This is a genomic window from Pseudomonas sp. DG56-2, assembly GCF_004803755.1.
GTDB classification, from domain to species: Bacteria; Pseudomonadota; Gammaproteobacteria; order Pseudomonadales; family Pseudomonadaceae; genus Aquipseudomonas; species Aquipseudomonas auratipiscis.
The window spans coordinates 122,501-142,171 of sequence record NZ_CP032311.1; the positions used below are offsets into that span (position 1 = coordinate 122,501).

The window sequence follows — 19,671 nt, forward strand, 5'->3', positions numbered from 1 at the left end:
GGATAAAAGGTACTCCGGGGATAACAGGCTGATACCGCCCAAGAGTTCATATCGACGGCGGTGTTTGGCACCTCGATGTCGGCTCATCACATCCTGGGGCTGAAGCCGGTCCCAAGGGTATGGCTGTTCGCCATTTAAAGTGGTACGCGAGCTGGGTTTAGAACGTCGTGAGACAGTTCGGTCCCTATCTGCCGTGGACGTTTGAGATTTGAGAGGGGCTGCTCCTAGTACGAGAGGACCGGAGTGGACGAACCTCTGGTGTTCCGGTTGTCACGCCAGTGGCATTGCCGGGTAGCTATGTTCGGGAGAGATAACCGCTGAAAGCATCTAAGCGGGAAACTTGCCTCAAGATGAGATCTCACTGGAGCCTTGAGCTCCCTGAAGGGCCGTCGAAGACTACGACGTTGATAGGTTGGGTGTGTAAGCGCTGTGAGGCGTTGAGCTAACCAATACTAATTGCCCGTGAGGCTTGACCATATAACACCCAAGCAATTTGCGTCGAACGACCAGATTGCGGTGTTGTGAAGACGAAACGAACCGAAAGTTTGCAACTCACAAACATCACATACCCGATTCGCTGGAGTGTCTGAACAAGACCTTCTGGCAACAGAATTTCTTGACGACCATAGAGCATTGGAACCACCTGATCCCATCCCGAACTCAGTAGTGAAACGATGCATCGCCGATGGTAGTGTGGGGTTTCCCCATGTGAGAGTAGGTCATCGTCAAGATTAAATTCCGAAACCCCTATCTGCACATGCAGGTAGGGGTTTTGTCTTTAGAGTAGAAGCATCAAGAATTCGTTGGCACGTCTACAGACGGACCAGCACACAGAATTTCTTGACGACCATAGAGCATTGGAACCACCTGATCCCATCCCGAACTCAGCAGTGAAACGATGCATCGCCGATGGTAGTGTGGGGTTTCCCCATGTGAGAGTAGGTCATCGTCAAGATTCAATTCCAAAACCCCTGTCTGCACTGCAGACAGGGGTTTTGTCTTTCTGGGATATGAGCAGTCTTGTGGGAGCCCTAGACGGTGCTCCTGCTCAGGTAGGCTTTTATTGCTGTCACGCCTGTGTTCAGGTGACGCTCAAGAACCCTGATAGCATCCTCGACGGATTTCTCGCTGGCTGCATCGACCAGCTGGTTATGGTCATCTTGGGTCAGTTTACCCAGGCCCATAGAGGACAGATGAAAGCGCAGAAAACGCTCTTCCTCGTTAAGCTCGATTTCTATCAGGCGCAACAACTTTTTGTTGGAAGCCTTGCTGTAAAGGCTCATATGAAACAGTCGATTCAAACGGCCAATTTCGGCATGGCGGGTTTCGTTTTCCAATTGGCTTATGTAGCTGCGCGCCAGAGCGATATCGTCAGCATCAAGATGAGGAATGGATTGGCGCAGTGCTTCTGACTCCAGGATCACTCGTAGCGCATAAGCATCTACGGCATCTTCGCCAATCAGCGGGGCTACCACAGCGCCCTTGTGGGCGACAACTTGTAGCAGCGATTGCGCCTCAAGCTGACGCAATGCTTCGCGTACCGGCATGCGACTGACCCCGAACAGCGTTGCCAGCTCCTGCTGACGTACAGCCCTGCCGGGTGCCAGACGACCATCAAGGATGGCGCTGCGCAACCGTTCTTCAATAACGCTACGAGCCAGATGTGCGGGGACTTGCTCGCTGCCCAGTATTTCGCCCAAAGAACTGGTTTTTTCGGTCACGCTTTAGTCTTTCCTTAAATGTCGAAACGCTTTAGTGATTGGATCCAATCAACCTAGTCAGCGCAGTGTTGCTTGTCAAACCGCGCGGGTGTTCCTCCCCATCCACTGTGAACCAACAGGCACGGTGCAAGTTGCTATCGTGAATGAAGTCTAAATCCAATGGAAGCCGGCTTACGTACCGGTCATAGCGGAAAACTTTTTGACTGAAAGCAAAGTGATGTCACCACGATTGTAAGGTGCCATTGTGTTTTAGCAGGTAAGGCCGCACCATCGGTGCTTTTCCATAGGTCTGCGCGGGTTTTCGCAGTGGCGATACGTTGGACTTTTCATTTGACCATACGCAGATTGGCCCTTGCCGGTGTACTCGGCTGCCTTTTGCTGGGCAGCCTGCATGCTGATTGGGATTTTTCCCAGATCAGTCGTCGTGCACAGTCACTGTATGGGCCGCTGGGGGCAGGGCAGGGTCGTATTGACGCGTGGCAGAACATGCTGGCAACGGAGAAACAGGGCAGCGAAGCCGCGCAACTCAAGCGCGTCAACCAGTTCTTCAATCACCAATTGCGCTACGTCGAAGATATCGACCTGTGGCGAGAAGTCGATTACTGGGCAACACCTATACAGGCATTGATCAAGGGACAGGGCGACTGCGAGGACTATGCTATCGCCAAGTACTTCAGCCTGCGGCGCATGGGGGTCCCGGCCGAAAAGCTGCGTATCACCTACGTAAAAGCGTTGCGCCAGAACCGTGCGCACATGGTGCTGACGTATTACTCAAGCCCCAATGCCATGCCGCTGGTGCTCGATAGTCTGATGGACGCTATCAAGCCTGCCAGTGAGCGAACCGACCTGCTTCCGGTCTACTCCTTCAATGGTGAGGGACTGTGGCTGACGGGGGCATCAGGCAATAAGAAGGTGGGTGATACCAAACGCTTGTCCCGTTGGCAGGATCTATTGAAAAAGATGCAGGCCGAAGGTTTCCCGGCCGAACCGGTTTACTAAAGGAGCACAGATGTCACTGTTCAAACAATTGCTGCTCGCCATCTGCCTGTTTCTGGTAGTCGCGTTCAGCGGCAGCTTTATGGTCAGCCTCGAGAGTTCGCGCAGCCAATATGTCAACCAGCTGCGTTCGCATGCCCAGGATGCCGCTACCGCACTGGCGCTATCGCTGACACCGAACATCGACGATCCGGCGATGGTCGAGCTGATGGTCAGTTCAATTTTCGACAGCGGTTATTACTCGAGTATCAAAGTTGTCGACCTGGCCTCTAACGCGGTGCTGGTGGAGCGCCACGCCGAAGCTGATGCTAATGGTGTCCCTGGCTGGTTTATTCGCCTGATCGGCTTAGAGGCGGCTGGAGGCGATGCCATTGTCAGTCGTGGCTGGCAACAGGCTGCCCGAGTCGAAGTAGTCAGCCATCCGATGTTCGCCCTGGGCAAGCTGTGGCAGAGCGCGTTGGGCAGTTTGGGCTGGTTGCTGTTGTGCGGAGCCCTGAGCGCCGTGCTTGGCGCGTTGTTGCTGCGTCGGCAGCTCAAACCGCTCGACTATATGGTTGCGCAGTCCCACGCCATTGCCCGTCGCGAGTTCTTGAGCCTTCCGGATCTACCGAGCACGCCTGAGTTGCGCCGGGTGGTCCAGGCGATGAATCAAATGGTCGAGAAACTCAAGGCGCTGTTCAAGGAGCAAGCCGAGCGTAGTGAGAAACTGCGTGTCGAGTCCTACCAAGACAGCCTGACCGGTTTGGCCAACAGACGTTATTTCGAAATGCAGCTCAACGCACAGGTCAGCAACATAGAGGAAGCTCGACCAGGCTACCTGTTGCTGTTGCGAGTAAAGGACTTGGCGGGCCTCAACCAGCGCCTCGGCGGTCAACGCACCGACCAGTTGCTGCAGGCTGTTGGTCAGCAATTGCAACGCACCTGCGCTAACTATCCGGAAACCAACAATCTGATCACTCGCAGCCGTGGTGGCGAGTTCGCTGTGTTGGCACCCGGCCTGGTGCACGAGGAGGCGGTCCAACTGGCGCAGGCCTTGGAAGTGACTTTGCAGAGCCTGGCGGATACAGGTGCTACTGACGTCTCTCCAGTGGCCTGTATCGGTATGGCGCCCTACAGCCCTGGCGATTCCCCTCAGTCCCTGCTGAAGCTCGCAGATGAGGCCCTGGCTCGTGCAGAAGGCCAAGTGGAGCCGGGCTGGGTATGCCTTGAGCAAGGCTCCGCGCCTCAAGCCGGAGAATCTCATCACGTCTGGCATCAGCTGCTTGATGACGCGCTGCAGCAAGGACGTTTCCAGCTGTTTTTCCAACCGGTCGTGGCCAGCAATGCGCCGGAGCAGGTCTTGCACTACAAAGTGATCTCACGAGTCCTGGATGCTCAGGGCCAAGCCATCGCTGCAGGACGCTTTCTGCCGTGGCTTGAGCGTTTTGGCTGGTCGGCACGCCTTGATGTATTAATGCTCGAGCAGGTGCTCAAGCACATGCAAACCCACACCGAGTCTTTGGCCCTGAACCTGTCTGCGGCTACGCTGGCCGATTCCAATGCGTTGCAACGGGTTTACGCATTGCTCGCTCAGCACCCGGCGCTGGGGCCCCGCCTGACCTTGGAGATTGGTGAAGAACAGCTACCGGATCAAGCGGTACTGGAGCAATTGACCCGGCGTCTGCATGCGCTCGGGTTCAGCCTGAGCCTGCAGCGTTTCGGTGGACGCTTCAGCATGATCGGCAACCTGGCCCACCTGGGCTTGGCGTATCTTAAGATTGATGGCAGCTACATCCGCGCTATTGATGAAGAGCAGCACAAGCGACTGTTCATCGAGGCGATCCAGCGCGCGGCACACAGTATCGATCTGCCGCTGATTGCTGAGCGCGTCGAAACCGAGGGTGAGCTTAAAGTACTGCGTGAGATGGGTATTCAGGGCGTGCAGGGCAGGTTGATTGGCGAACCCGCCCCCTGGCGCTGAACAACGTGCTGAGCGGGCCAGAGGACGGCCCGCTGGGCTCAGATCAGACCACCGTCGTCACTGTCATCGATCAAGTTGTTCAAACCACCAAGCGCTTCACGTGCGCTGGAGCGGTTGAGCAGCTTGGCTTGAGCACCAGGCGGTAGGTCGGTGATGCTGATCACCCCCTTGGTGGTCAGTACTTCAATCAAGTCTTCGAGCACCCGAATCATATCCAGGTCGCTTTGTTTGAGCTGTTTGAGGCTGTTCTCGACAACATCATCGGCAAACCAGTCCTGAATCTCGGCGTGGTCGGCCGGCAACTCCTCCGTGTACTCGTCGAAGGCTGCCGCTTCTACCCGAAGCAATTCGCCCTGTGCATTACGTTGCACGTAGAACATGGGGTATCCCTCGTTAAATTGAGTCCGTGACCGCAGTCAGCAGCATAGGCCAAGCTCGCCGGGCTTAGGGCCTGGCAAGCGAGTATGCAGCGTCATTGGGGTACAGGCCAAGCCCGTCGACTGCGGCAGCCGGTATCGGGCTGCCGCAATCGATGGGTGTTAGCTGTTGGAGTGGTCGATCTTGATGGTTGGGTCAGCACCGGTTACCAGCGAGTTGATCGTGGTGTTGGCCCAATTGACGCCTTCGAGCTTGATGGTCACATCGGCATTGTTGATACCGCCGGCATCGTTGAGCTTGCCGGTGGAGCTGACCTGCAGGGTCGATTCGCCGTTGACCGTAGTGATTTTCAGGAATTTATCGATAGTGCTGGCACTCTCGCCCTGAAGCAGATCGCTAAGGTCCAGACGGTCACCTTCGGCGCGGCTGAAGTCCTTGATCACGTCCTTGCCAGTGTCGCCGGCTTTCCAGACGAAGGTGTCGGCACCGCTGCCACCGGTAAGGATATCGTCACCTTTGCCACCGAAGAGGATGTCATTGCCCTCACCGCCCAGCAGGGTATCGTTGCCCTCGCCGCCAATCAGCAAGTCGTTGCCAGCACCACCGATCAGCGTGTCCTTGCCGCTGCCGCCGAGCAGAATGTCATTGCCCTTGCCGCCATCGAGGTAATCATCACCTCCCTGGCCGAAGAGGATGTCATTGCCGTCGCCACCCAGAAGGGTATCGGCACCATCATTGGCACGTGATACATCGAACTCGCTGACGTGCTCGGCAATGTACTTGTGCAGTACCCGACCATCGACCTCGCCCAGCTGTACGCCCAACTTGCCCGCCACATAGGCTTGCATGGCTTCGACACCGTTGCCGGCAATACCGTCAAAGCTGACCAGGTCGCCGAACAGGATGTCGTTACCGTCGCCACCGCTGACCGCATCGTTGCCCGGTTTGGTCGCTTCGGTATGGCCGAGAATAGCTTCGGCCAGCTTGCTCGGGTCGATGTTGGTCTGTGGCTTGCCGTCGGTGTCGTATGGTTTCAAGTCATTGGCATTGACACCATTATTCAGCCCGATCGCTTCGACGCTCGAGTGCTTGGACAGCAGCAGGAAAGACTCTTTAGTGTTGCTGTCGAGGTACCAACCGGAGCTTGCATAGGACAACTCATAAGTGCCGTCGCCTTGTGCGTGCAACTCACCAGAGGCGGAGCTGTCCGACCGCCAGTTGTTGCTGCTGCTGTTGGTGCGGTACTGGGCCGTGAGGTAACCATCCTTGTTGATGCTGATCCGATTATAGTTACCCACCATGTAGTTGGAGACGACGTCACCCATTTTGTAGTTCAGACCTGCCAACACGGTGTCCATTTTGTAGTTGGAGTCATAGAACGTTGGGTTGGGTTTCTCTCCCGTCTGATAGATATTTGGCTGACCATCGGTGATGAAGAACGTCTGGTTGTCGCCTTTGCTACCGGCTATTTCAAGATTCTGGAACCAGTTGGCCGTGGTTTTGAATGCGTCTTCGTAGTTGGTGCCACCACCGGCTCTGAATTTGTCCAGCGCCTCCTGAAGCTTGTTCAAGGCATTCTTGTCAGCCAGATTGACCGAAACAGTAGCGTTGACCTGGGCGGAGAAGTCCACCAGCAAGATATTCACCGTGCCGGACTGCGCACCTTTGACACTGTTGGCCAAAGTAGCGAACACCGACTCAAGGGATTTTTTCGCCGCGTTGACGCCGGAAGTTTCCATACTGCCCGAGGTATCGACAATGAACGCCAGGTTGTAGTCCTGCCCAGGCGTTACATGCAGGCCGTTTACGTCGGCAACGACGATGTCGTTCTCGGTGCCCAGGGTTTTGGTGTCGTCCAACTCCGTCAAGTTGCCAGGGAGGTAGCTATCAGGGTGTACGGTAACCGTAATCTTGCCCGGGGTGGAGGCGGAGTCGTTGTTGGCCTTCTCGGTCGCGGTCGCGGTAACGCTGATGTCGAACTTGCCTTGGAAGTAGGCCGGCGGCTTGATGCTCAGGCCGTTCAGGTTCCAATCAGTGACATCCACTTCGGTCTTGCCGACGGTAATGGTGTGACCTGCGTCATCGCTGAGGATCGAGCCTTCCGGAATACCACCGAGCTTGATGCTGAGTTTTTCCGAGCCATCGGTATCAGTCAGATTGGCGGCGATACCCACTAGTTTGACTGTACCGTTTTCCGCACCCTCATTGAGCTTGTAGCCCTGGTAGTAGCCTTCGCCTTTGTCGCCATGCAGCTCACCAACAGTGACGCCCGCGTTGGTCAGGTCGTTGACGCTCGGGTACATCGGGATATTGGTTTTGCTCAGGTCGACCGGGGTGCTGCCATCGACCGACAGATTGACGTCGAAGCTGCCCGGTCCTGCCTGGTTGGCGTTGTAGATATCCAGGGTGTAGTAACCACTGATAGTCGGCTTGAACGAGCCGCTGATCGCGCCGCCTGTACCCCAGGTGGCCGACGCCACGTTGTTGCCACCGATCGTGATCAGTACGCTGTCATCACCCACACCGCTAAAGCTGTAGGTCTTGCCTGCTTCCAGGAAGATCAAGCCAGAGGTCTTCGAGCCCGAACCTACAGCGACATTACTGTTGGATTCGACGTTGGTGACCAAAGAGCTGCTATTCGGGTTACCAGACTTATCGAAGACGTTCTTCAGTGCGTCTCCGGTGATGCCGTTGCCATTGGTACCCAGGCCAACCAGAGTGTTCCAGTTTTCCTTGACCAGACCAAGTGAGTTCACGTTGTTGCTGCCAATGGTCAGGTTTGGCGCATCGGCAACTGGGGTGATATCGACCTTGACGGTCGCTTCGTTGCCCACGCCCTGGCCGTCAGTTGGCTTGAACTGGATATGTGCGTAGTCAGCCTTCTGATCGCCTACGCCGTTACCACCGTTGGCGTTGATACCCGACTCGTTGTGATCCGGAGTGAACTTCAACTTACCGCCATCAATGTCGGCCTTGCTGAAGACCTTGCCTGCATCGACATCGGCCTTGGTCAGGGTCTTCCAGACGTTGCCTTCTTTGTACTGCAACACGCCATCGGCAGGCAGCTTAGTGATGGTCAGGCCCAGGTTGGCGGCTGGGGTGTCAGCATCGGAGATGCCGAAATTGGCCCAGGTCAGCACCAGGTCATTGTCTTCGGTGCCGGTCACGGCACCGCCAGCAGCTACTGGCGCTTCGTTGCTCTGGATGGTGGTCGTGACGCTGCCAGCGCTGCCATCTACTTCCAGTTTTTCGAAGTTACCGCCTGTGGCCGAGTCGATCTTCACGGTGAAGTTTTCAGCACCTTCGGCGATACCGTCACGCAGGATTGGCACGCTGAAGCTACCGGTGCTGCTGCCTTTTTGAATAGTGACAGTAGTCTGACCCGTGAAGTCCTCGCCGTTTTTGGCCGTGCCGGAGTAGCTCAGCGTAATGGTGACAGTAGCTTCTGCTTTGTTGGACAGCGTCAAGGTGTAGTGGGCTGACTCGCCTTCGGCAACCGAACCTGTACCACTGATTCCGACGGTGGTGGTGTCGGTGGTGTCGGCAACGTGGGTGATCGCTGGAGTGTCGCTAATGTCCAGCTTCTCGAAGTTGCCGCCGTCAGCGCCGGTAATGGTCGCACTGACATCGTCTGCATCGACGTAAACGTCATCACGCGGCGCATCAATAGTGATGCTGCCGGAGGTTGCGTCGGCATCGATGATGATGGTCTCGCCGTTGCTCAAGGTCACGGTCACCGCGGTGCCTGCCGGATTGCTCAGGGTGGCGGTGTAGGTGATCTGGCCACCTTCGTCGACCGACGGGGTAGCAGTCAGTTCAAGGGTGGTGGTGTCCATGGTGTCGGTCACCTTGGTAACCGCTGGGGTTTCATCCACCGCCAGCTTCTCGAAATCGCCACCGGTGGTGCTTTCGATCGAGGCTTCCACGGTACCGGCGTCGATGTAGACGTCATCCTTCGGTGCATCGAAATCGACCGAGCCAGTGGTTTCCCCGGCAGGGATGTTGATCACGGCGCCGTTGCTCAGGGTTACGGTCATCGCCGTGCCGGCTGGTTGGGTCAGCGTGGCGGTGTAGGTGATCTGACCGCCTTCGTCCACGGACGGCGTCGCACTCAACGACAGGCCGGTTTCGTTCTGGGTGCCAGGACCATCGGTGACGGTGACGGTGGTTTCACCCGAGGTTTCGAGCTTCTCGTAGTTACCACCGGTGGTGCCGGTGATGCTGTTGGTCAAGTCCGGATTGGTGGTATGGACGTTGTCAGGCGCAACAAACTCCACCGTACCGGTGCTTTGACCCACTGGAATGGTGATGTGCTGACCATTGGCCAGGTTGATAACCAGGTCGGAGCCGGTGACAGGCGCACTAACGGTAGCGGTGTAAGTAATCACGCCGCCTTCACCGATAGTGCCGACGTCTGCGGTCAGCTCCACGGTCGAGGTATCGGTGGTGTCTTTGACTTCGGTGACGGCTGGGGTTTCGTCAACGGCCAGCTTCTCGAAGTCGCCACCGGTGGTGCTTTCGATCGAGGCTTCAACGGTGCCCGCGTCGATGTAGACGTCATCCTTCGGTGCATCGAAGTCCACCGAGCCGGTGGTTTCCCCGGCCGGGATGTTGATCACGGCGCCGTTGCTGAGGGTCACGGTCATTGCCGTGCCGGCTGGGTGGGTCAGCGTCGCGGTGTAGGTGATCTGACCGCCTTCGTCCACGGACGGTGTCGCGGTTAGCGACAAGCCGGTTTCATTCTGGGTACCTGGACCATCGGTGACGGTGACGGTGGTTTCGCCTGAAGTCTCGAGCTTCTCGTAGTTACCACCGGTGGTGCCGGTGATGCTGTTGGTCAGATCCGGGTTGGTGGTATGGACGTTGTCTGGGGCCGTGTATTCAACGGTGCCGGTGCTCTGGCCAACCGGAATGGTGATGTGCTGACCATTGGCCAGGTTGATAACCAGGTCGGAGCCGGTGACAGGCGCACTAACGGTAGCGGTGTAAGTAATCACGCCGCCTTCACCGATAGTGCCGACATCTGCGGTCAGTTCTACGGTCGAGGTATCGGTGGTGTCTTTGACTTCGGTAACGGCTGGAGTCTCGTCTACCGCCAGCTTCTCGAAATCGCCACCGGTGGTGCTTTCGATCGAGGCTTCAACGGTACCGGAGTCGATGTAGACGTCATCCTTCGGTGCATCGAAGTCCACCGAGCCGGTGGTTTCCCCGGCGGGGATGTTGATCACAGCGCCGTTGCTGAGGGTCACGGTCATTGCCGTGCCGGCTGGGTGGGTCAGCGTGGCGGTGTAGGTGATCTGACCGCCTTCGTCCACGGACGGTGTCGCGGTTAGCGACAAGCCGGTTTCATTCTGGGTACCTGGGCCATCGGTGACGGTGACGGTGGTTTCACCCGAGGTTTCGAGCTTCTCGTAGTTACCACCGGTGGTACCGGTGATGCTGTTGGTCAGATCCGGGTTGGTGGTGTGAACGTTGTCCGGGGCCGTGTATTCAACGGTGCCGGTGCTCTGGCCAACCGGAATGGTGATGTGCTGACCGTTGGCCAGGTTAATGACCAGGTCGGAGCCGGTGACTGGGGCGCTAACAGTCGCGGTGTAAGTGATCACGCCACCTTCACCGATGGTACCGACGTCTGCGGTCAGCTCCACGGTCGAGGTATCGGTGGTGTCTTTGACTTCGGTGACGGCTGGGGTTTCGTCAACGGCCAGCTTCTCGAAGTCGCCACCGGTGGTGCTTTCGATCGAGGCTTCAACGGTACCGGCGTCGATGTAGACGTCATCCTTCGGTGCATCGAAGTCCACCGAGCCGGTGGTTTCCCCGGCCGGGATGTTGATCACGGCGCCGTTGCTGAGGGTCACGGTCATTGCCGTGCCGGCTGGGTGGGTCAGCGTGGCGGTGTAGGTGATCTGGCCGCCTTCGTCAACGCTGCCAGTGGCGCTCAACGACAGGCCAGTTTCGTTCTGCGTACCTGGACCGTCAGTAACGGTGACCGTGGTTTCACCCGAGGTTTCGAGCTTCTCGTAGTTACCACCGGTGGTGCCGGTGATGCTGTTGGTCAGATCCGGGTTGGTGGTATGGACGTTGTCCGGCGCAACAAACTCCACCGTACCGGTGCTTTGACCCACTGGAATGGTGATGTGCTGACCGTTGGCCAGGTTGATAACCAGGTCGGAGCCGGTGACCGGCGCGCTAACGGTAGCGGTGTAAGTAATCACGCCACCTTCACCGATGGTGCCGACGTCTGCGGTCAGCTCCACGGTCGAGGTATCGGTGGTGTCTTTGACTTCGGTGACGGCTGGGGTTTCGTCAACGGCCAGCTTCTCGAAATCACCACCGGTGGTGCTTTCGATCGAGGCTTCAACGGTACCGGCGTCGATGTAGACGTCATCCTTCGGCGCATCGAAGTCCACCGAGCCGGTGGTTTCGCCAGCAGGGATGTTGATCACGGCGCCGTTGCTCAGGGTTACGGTCATCGCCGTGCCGGCTGGTTGGGTCAGCGTGGCGGTGTAGGTGATCTGACCGCCTTCGTCCACGGACGGCGTCGCACTCAACGACAGGCCGGTTTCGTTCTGGGTGCCAGGACCGTCAGTAACGGTGACGGTGGTTTCACCCGAGGTCTCGAGCTTCTCGTAGTTACCACCGGTGGTGCCGGTGATGCTGTTGGTCAAGTCCGGGTTGGTGGTATGGACGTTGTCAGGCGCAACAAACTCCACCGTACCGGTGCTTTGACCCACTGGAATGGTGATGTGCTGACCGTTGGCCAGGTTAATGACCAGGTCCGAGCCGGTGACCGGCGCGCTAACGGTAGCGGTGTAAGTGATCACGCCGCCTTCACCAATGGTGCCGACATCTGCGGTCAGCTCCACGGTCGAAGTATCGGTGGTGTCTTTGACTTCAGTAACGGCTGGGGTTTCATCCACCGCCAGTTTCTCGAAATCGCCACCGGTGGTGCTTTCGATCGAGGCTTCCACGGTGCCCGCGTCGATATAGACGTCATCCTTCGGTGCATCGAAATCCACCGAGCCGGTGGTTTCGCCGGCAGGGATGTTGATCACAGCGCCGTTGCTCAGGGTCACGGTCATTGCGGTGCCAGCTGGGTGGGTCAGCGTGGCGGTGTAAGTGATCTGACCACCTTCGTCAACGCTGCCAGTGGCGCTCAACGACAGGCCAGTTTCGTTCTGGGTGCCAGGACCGTCAGTAACGGTGACGGTGGTTTCACCCGAGGTTTCGAGCTTCTCGTAGTTACCGCCAGTGGTGCCGGTGATGCTGTTGGTCAGATCCGGGTTGGTGGTATGGACGTTGTCTGGGGCCGTGTATTCAACGGTACCGGTGCTCTGGCCAACCGGAATGGTGATGTGCTGACCGTTGGCCAGGTTGATAACCAGGTCCGAGCCGGTGACAGGCGCACTAACGGTAGCGGTGTAAGTAATCACGCCGCCTTCACCAATGGTGCCGACATCTGCGGTCAGCTCCACGGTCGAAGTATCGGTGGTGTCTTTGACTTCAGTAACGGCTGGGGTTTCATCCACCGCCAGTTTCTCGAAATCGCCACCGGTGGTGCTTTCGATCGAGGCTTCCACGGTGCCCGCGTCGATATAGACGTCATCCTTCGGTGCATCGAAATCCACCGAGCCGGTGGTTTCGCCGGCAGGGATGTTGATCACAGCGCCGTTGCTCAGGGTCACGGTCATTGCCGTGCCAGCCGGATGGGTCAGTGTGGCGGTGTAGGTGATCTGGCCGCCTTCGTCAACGCTGCCAGTGGCGCTCAACGACAGGCCAGTTTCGTTCTGGGTGCCAGGACCATCGGTGACGGTGACGGTGGTTTCACCCGAGGTTTCGAGCTTCTCGTAGTTACCACCGGTGGTACCGGTGATGCTGTTGGTCAAGTCCGGGTTGGTAGTATGGACGTTGTCCGGGGCCGTGTATTCAACGGTACCGGTGCTCTGGCCAACCGGAATGGTGATGTGCTGACCGTTGGCCAGGTTAATGACCAGGTCGGAGCCGGTGACTGGGGCGCTAACAGTCGCGGTGTAAGTGATCACGCCACCTTCACCGATGGTACCGACGTCTGCGGTCAGCTCCACGGTCGAGGTATCGGTGGTGTCTTTGACTTCGGTGACGGCTGGGGTTTCGTCAACGGCCAGCTTCTCGAAGTCGCCACCGGTGGTGCTTTCGATCGAGGCTTCAACGGTACCGGCGTCGATGTAGACGTCATCCTTCGGTGCATCGAAGTCCACCGAGCCGGTGGTTTCCCCGGCCGGGATGTTGATCACGGCGCCGTTGCTGAGGGTCACGGTCATTGCCGTGCCGGCTGGGTGGGTCAGCGTGGCGGTGTAGGTGATCTGGCCGCCTTCGTCAACGCTGCCAGTGGCGCTCAACGACAGGCCAGTTTCGTTCTGGGTGCCAGGACCATCGGTGACGGTGACGGTGGTTTCACCCGAGGTTTCGAGCTTCTCGTAGTTACCACCGGTGGTACCGGTGATGCTGTTGGTCAAGTCCGGGTTGGTAGTATGGACGTTGTCCGGGGCCGTGTATTCAACGGTACCGGTGCTCTGGCCAACCGGAATGGTGATGTGCTGACCGTTGGCCAGGTTGATAACCAGGTCGGAGCCGGTGACCGGCGCGCTAACGGTAGCGGTGTAAGTAATCACGCCGCCTTCACCGATAGTGCCGACGTCTGCCGTCAGTTCTACGGTCGAAGTGTCGGTGGTGTCTTTGACTTCAGTAACAGCTGGGGTCTCGTCTACCGCCAGTTTCTCGAAATCGCCACCGGTGGTGCTTTCGATCGAGGCTTCAACGTTACCGGCGTCGATATAGACGTCATCCTTCGGTGCATCGAAATCCACCGAGCCGGTGGTTTCGCCGGCAGGGATGTTGATCACAGCGCCGTTGCTCAGGGTCACGGTCATTGCCGTGCCAGCCGGATGGGTCAGTGTGGCGGTGTAGGTGATCTGGCCGCCTTCGTCAACGCTGCCAGTGGCGCTCAACGACAGGCCAGTTTCGTTCTGGGTGCCAGGACCATCGGTGACGGTGACGGTGGTTTCACCCGAGGTTTCGAGCTTCTCGTAGTTACCACCGGTGGTACCGGTGATGCTGTTGGTCAAGTCCGGGTTGGTAGTATGGACGTTGTCCGGGGCCGTGTATTCAACGGTACCGGTGCTCTGGCCAACCGGAATGGTGATGTGCTGACCGTTGGCCAGGTTGATAACCAGGTCGGAGCCGGTGACCGGCGCGCTAACGGTAGCGGTGTAAGTAATCACGCCGCCTTCACCGATAGTGCCGACGTCTGCCGTCAGTTCTACGGTCGAAGTGTCGGTGGTGTCTTTGACTTCAGTAACAGCTGGGGTCTCGTCTACCGCCAGTTTCTCGAAATCGCCACCGGTGGTGCTTTCGATCGAGGCTTCAACGTTACCGGCGTCGATATAGACGTCATCTTTCGGCGCATCGAAATCGACCGAGCCAGTGGTTTCGCCGGCAGGGATGTTGATCACGGCGCCGTTGCTCAGGGTCACGGTCATCGCGGTGCCAGCCGGATGGGTCAGTGTGGCGGTGTAGGTGATCTGGCCGCCTTCGTCAACGCTGCCAGTGGCGCTCAACGACAGGCCGGTTTCGTTCTGGGTGCCAGGACCGTCAGTAACGGTGACGGTGGTTTCACCCGAGGTTTCGAGCTTCTCGTAGTTACCGCCAGTGGTGCCGGTGATGCTGTTGGTCAGATCCGGGTTGGTGGTATGGACGTTGTCCGGGGCCGTGTATTCAACGGTACCGGTGCTCTGGCCAACCGGAATGGTGATGTGCTGACCATTGGCCAGGTTGATAACCAGATCCGAGCCGGTGACAGGCGCACTAACGGTAGCGGTGTAAGTGATCACGCCGCCTTCACCAATGGTGCCGACATCTGCGGTCAGCTCCACGGTCGAAGTATCGGTGGTGTCTTTGACTTCGGTAACAGCTGGGGTTTCGTCTACGGCCAGCTTCTCGAAATCGCCACCGGTGGTGCTTTCGATCGAGGCTTCAACAGTACCGGCGTCGATATAGACGTCATCCTTCGGTGCATCGAAATCCACCGAGCCGGTGGTTTCGCCGGCAGGGATGTTGATCACCGCGCCGTTACTCAGGGTCACGGTCATCGCGGTGCCAGCCGGATGGGTCAGTGTGGCGGTGTAGGTGATCTGGCCGCCTTCGTCAACGCTGCCAGTGGCGCTCAACGACAGGCCAGTTTCGTTCTGCGTACCTGGACCGTCAGTAACGGTGACGGTGGTTTCACCCGAGGTCTCGAGCTTCTCGTAGTTACCGCCAGTGGTACCGGTGATGCTGTTGGTCAGATCCGGGTTGGTGGTATGGACGTTGTCCGGCGCAACAAACTCCACCGTACCGGTGCTTTGACCCACTGGAATGGTGATGTGCTGACCGTTGGCCAGGTTGATAACCAGGTCGGAGCCGGTGACCGGCGCGCTAACGGTAGCGGTGTAAGTAATCACGCCGCCTTCACCGATAGTGCCGACGTCTGCCGTCAGTTCTACGGTCGAAGTGTCGGTGGTGTCTTTGACTTCGGTAACAGCTGGGGTTTCGTCAACGGCCAGTTTCTCGAAATCGCCACCGGTGGTGCTTTCGATCGAGGCTTCCACGGTGCCCGCGTCGATATAGACGTCATCCTTCGGTGCATCGAAATCCACCGAGCCGGTGGTTTCGCCGGCAGGGATGTTGATCACAGCGCCGTTGCTCAGGGTCACGGTCATCGCGGTGCCAGCCGGATGGGTCAGTGTGGCGGTGTAGGTGATCTGGCCGCCTTCGTCAACGCTGCCAGTGGCGCTCAACGACAGGCCAGTTTCGTTCTGGGTGCCAGGACCATCGGTGACGGTGACGGTGGTTTCACCCGAGGTTTCGAGCTTCTCGTAGTTACCACCGGTGGTACCGGTGATGCTGTTGGTCAAGTCCGGGTTGGTAGTATGGACGTTGTCCGGGGCCGTGTATTCAACGGTACCGGTGCTCTGGCCAACCGGAATGGTGATGTGCTGACCGTTGGCCAGGTTGATAACCAGGTCGGAGCCGGTGACCGGCGCGCTAACGGTAGCGGTGTAAGTAATCACGCCGCCTTCACCGATAGTGCCGACGTCTGCCGTCAGTTCTACGGTCGAAGTGTCGGTGGTGTCTTTGACTTCAGTAACAGCTGGGGTCTCGTCTACCGCCAGTTTCTCGAAATCGCCACCGGTGGTGCTTTCGATCGAGGCTTCAACGTTACCGGCGTCGATATAGACGTCATCCTTCGGTGCATCGAAATCCACCGAGCCGGTGGTTTCGCCGGCAGGGATGTTGATCACAGCGCCGTTGCTCAGGGTCACGGTCATTGCCGTGCCAGCCGGATGGGTCAGTGTGGCGGTGTAGGTGATCTGGCCGCCTTCGTCCACAGACGGTGTCGCGGTTAGCGACAGGCCAGTTTCGTTCTGCGTACCTGGACCGTCAGTAACGGTGACCGTGGTTTCACCCGAGGTCTCGAGCTTCTCGTAGTTGCCGCCAGTGGTGCCGGTAATGCTATTGGTCAGATCCGGGTTGGTGGTGTGGACGTTGTCCGGCGCCGTGTATTCAACGGTACCGGTGCTCTGGCCAACCGGAATGGTGATGTGCTGACCATTGGCCAGGTTGATAACCAGGTCCGAGCCGGTGACAGGCGCGCTAACGGTAGCGGTGTAAGTGATCACGCCGCCTTCACCGATAGTGCCGACATCTGCGGTCAGCTCCACGGTCGAAGTGTCGGTGGTGTCTTTGACTTCGGTAACAGCTGGAGTCTCGTCTACGGCCAGCTTCTCGAAATCGCCACCGGTGGTGCTTTCGATGGAGGCTTCAACGGTACCGGCGTCGATATAGACGTCATCCTTCGGCGCATCGAAGTCGACCGAGCCAGTGGTTTCCCCGGCGGGGATGTTGATCACGGCGCCGTTACTCAGGGTCACGGTCATCGCCGTGCCAGCTGGGTGGGTCAGCGTGGCGGTGTAAGTGATCTGACCGCCTTCGTCAACGCTGCCAGTGGCGCTCAACGACAGGCCGGTTTCGTTCTGGGTGCCAGGACCGTCAGTAACGGTGACGGTGGTTTCACCCGAGGTCTCGAGCTCCTCGTAGTTACCGCCAGTAGTGCCGGTGATGCTGTTGGTCAGATCCGGGTTGGTGGTGTGAACGTTGTCCGGTGCAACAAACTCCACCGTACCGGTGCTTTGACCCACTGGAATGGTGATGTGCTGACCGTTAGCCAGGTTGATAACCAGGTCCGAGCCGGTGACAGGCGCGCTAACGGTAGCGGTGTAAGTGATTACACCACCTTCACCAATGGTGCCGACATCTGTGGTCAGTTTCACCGTCGAGGTGTCGATGGTGTCTGCAACGTCGGTAATCGCTGGAGTGTTATCCACAGCCAGCTTCTCGAAATCGCCACCGGAAGTGCCGTCGATCGTGACTTCAACTTTACCGGCATCGAGGTAAACGTCGTCCTTCGGCGCGTCGACGGTAACGGTTCCGGAAGTGCCACCAGCCGCGATGTTGATCACGGCGCCGTTGCTCAGGGTCACGGTCATTGCCGTGCCAGCTGGGTGGGTCAGCGTCGCGGTGTAGGTGATCTGGCCACCTTCGTCGACAGAGTCAGTGGCGGTCAGTTTCAAGCCGGTCGTGTCTTGCGAGCCAGGGCCATCGGTAACGGTGGTCACTGGCTTGCCGGCAGTGTCCAGCTTCTCGTAGTTACCGCCAGTGGTACCGGTAATGCTGTTGGTCAGGGCTTCGTTGGTGGTGTGGACGTTGTTCGGTGCGACGAATTCGACGGAGCCAGTGCTCTGGCCGACAGGAATAGTAATTTGCTGCCCATTGGCCAGGGTAATGACCAGCGCCGATCCGGTAACAGGTGCCGTCACCGAAGCGGTGTAGGTAACCACGCCACCTTCAGCGACGCTTGGGGTGGCGGTAAGGGTTACCGTCGAGGTGTCGATGGTGTCGGTAACTTTGGTTACCGCTGGCTCTTTGCTTGCCACCAGGTTTTCGAAGTTGCCGCCTTCGGTCTTGCTGATGGTCGCGCCGACATTGCCAGCATCGATGTACACGTCATCTTTAGGTGCAGCTACGCTGACAGTCCCTTGAGTCTGACCAGCGGCAATATTGATCACCGCACCGTTGCTCAAGGTTACGGTCATCGCGGTGCCGGCCGGGTTGGTCAGCGTCGCGGTGTAAACGATCTGGCCACCTTCGGCAACCGTACCGGTGGCCGTCAGGCTCAGGCCGGTGTTGTCGATCGAGTCGATGATATTGGTGACGGCTGGATTCGGATTAGGTACCAGATTCTCGAAGTTGCCGCCCGTGGCGCCAGTAATGGTCGCGCTGACACTGCTGCCATTGTTGTAAACGTCGTTCGGAGGCGTCTGTACATCAACCGAACCGGTCGTTTGGCCCGCACCGATAGTGATGGTGGTGCCGTTGGACAGGGTGACAGTTACCGGTGTCTGCGCCGGGTTGGTCAGGGTGGCGGTATAGGTGATCACGCCCCCTTCGGTGACGCTCGGATTCGCCGTCAGGTTCACCGTAGTCGTGTCGACAGTATCAGTGATCTGGGTAGTCGCTGGCGTCTTGTCGGGGGTGACAACCAATCCGCCACCACCTGTGGTACCGGTGATAGTCGCTGAAATCTCGCTACCATCGATGTACACGGTATCGTTTGGCGGGATGACCACGCTGACGCTACCAGAAGTCTGGCCGGCGCTGATGACGATGGTGTGGCCATTGGACAAGGTCACTGTCAGGTCAGTCAGAGGCGGCTGACCGACGGTGGCGGTGTAGATGATCTCCCCGCCCGCTTCGGTGATCGACGGCGTGGCAGTCAAAGTCAGCCCGGTCGCGACGTCCGGGGTAGGAGCCAACGGGTTGTTGCTGTTGTCCAGGCGGCCCAGTTCTTCACGCTCGTCACCGGTGGCAAAACCAATTGGCCCGGTCGGGAAGCCAATGGTCGGGTCGACCGATCCTGCGGTGGCATCAAGCATGACGAAGCTGTGACCGCCACCGGCAGCACCACTGCCTGCTGCCGAGGGGCCGGCAGCGGTGGCTTCAAGTTCGGTAGTCGGGTCAGCACCGGCGGCGATAGCCTGTTGTAGCTCTTCAACCGAGGGCGCAGCCTGAGCTGTGGCCGCTGCGAGGTCGGTGCTGCTGTCCGGCGCATCGGCGCTCCATTGAGTGTCCCGGCCCAAGTCCAGGGTGCGGCCATCGGCCAATTCCAAAGTAACTGCGCCCGCAAGGCCAGTCAGTACCTGATCACCAATGAAAAGGCGGTCACCTTCGATGAGTACGCGCCGAGCCCCTTCGGGAGATACAGCGATAACTTGACCAACAATGCTTTTGACGATGGCAACAACACTGCTCATTGGACTCTCCGGTTTACCAAATCAGTTGGCTTCCATGCCGGCGCGCGTGCGACGCCGTCTTCTTTGGAATGCTTCAAATGTTATTTTGACGCTTATTGCGTCAAAAACTTGTCTATAATTTTTGGCTATTAACTTTATGCCAAACTATTGACCTTCCTGCTGCCATCCTAAACAATCACCACCGTAATGTCACATTGATATTTAAGCGGCTTCCACCCTTCCTACGTAC

5 protein-coding genes and 3 rRNA genes (1 of these 8 running past the window's edge) are annotated in these 19,671 nt (G+C 58.1%); 5 read left to right on the forward strand and 3 right to left on the reverse strand.

Annotated elements, in window-relative coordinates:
- From D3Z90_RS00580 to rrf (D3Z90_RS00590), 3 genes are all read left to right on the forward strand, one after another.
- A 23S ribosomal RNA gene (locus D3Z90_RS00580) occupies positions 1–477 on the forward strand; it begins 2,413 nt to the left of the window's first position.
- 138 nt (positions 478–615) lie between these two features.
- Positions 616–731 (forward strand): 5S ribosomal RNA (gene rrf / locus D3Z90_RS00585).
- A 108-nt stretch (positions 732–839) separates the two neighbouring features.
- Positions 840–955 (forward strand): 5S ribosomal RNA (gene rrf, locus D3Z90_RS00590).
- Between the two features lie 76 nt (positions 956–1,031).
- Here rrf (D3Z90_RS00590) and D3Z90_RS00595 read toward each other — a convergent pair.
- Positions 1,032–1,721, reverse strand: a complete 690-nt coding sequence (locus D3Z90_RS00595; protein WP_256658297.1) for a GntR family transcriptional regulator — start codon at positions 1,719–1,721, stop codon at positions 1,032–1,034.
- A 306-nt stretch (positions 1,722–2,027) separates the two neighbouring features.
- On the opposite strand from D3Z90_RS00595, the gene lapG reads away from it, so the two are divergent.
- Both lapG and lapD read left to right on the forward strand, forming a co-directional pair.
- Positions 2,028–2,720 (forward strand): cysteine protease LapG, encoded by a 693-nt coding sequence (gene lapG / locus D3Z90_RS00600; protein WP_136473930.1) that lies wholly within the window; start codon positions 2,028–2,030, stop codon positions 2,718–2,720.
- A gap of 10 nt (positions 2,721–2,730) precedes the next feature.
- Complete coding sequence (lapD, locus tag D3Z90_RS00605; RefSeq protein WP_136473931.1) at positions 2,731–4,677, forward strand: cyclic di-GMP receptor LapD; 1,947 nt, start codon at positions 2,731–2,733, stop codon at positions 4,675–4,677.
- 38 nt (positions 4,678–4,715) lie between these two features.
- Here lapD and D3Z90_RS00610 read toward each other — a convergent pair whose 3' ends face one another.
- Positions 4,716–5,057 (reverse strand): tryptophan synthase subunit beta, encoded by a 342-nt coding sequence (locus tag D3Z90_RS00610; RefSeq protein ID WP_136473932.1) that lies wholly within the window; start codon positions 5,055–5,057, stop codon positions 4,716–4,718.
- 159 nt (positions 5,058–5,216) lie between these two features.
- Positions 5,217–19,442, reverse strand: coding sequence for a retention module-containing protein (locus D3Z90_RS00615; protein WP_136473933.1), 14,226 nt, complete (start codon positions 19,440–19,442; stop codon positions 5,217–5,219).
- Positions 19,443–19,671 lie beyond the last annotated feature (229 nt).

Excerpts from the sequence above, each read along its gene's own strand:
- lapD (WP_136473931.1), top strand. The coding sequence starts at position 2,731 with ATGTCACTGTTCAAACAATTGCTGCTCGCCATCTGCCTGTTTCTGGTA.
- D3Z90_RS00610 (WP_136473932.1), bottom strand. The coding sequence starts at position 5,057 with ATGTTCTACGTGCAACGTAATGCACAGGGCGAATTGCTTCGGGTAGAA.
- D3Z90_RS00615 (WP_136473933.1), bottom strand. The coding sequence starts at position 19,442 with ATGAGCAGTGTTGTTGCCATCGTCAAAAGCATTGTTGGTCAAGTTATC.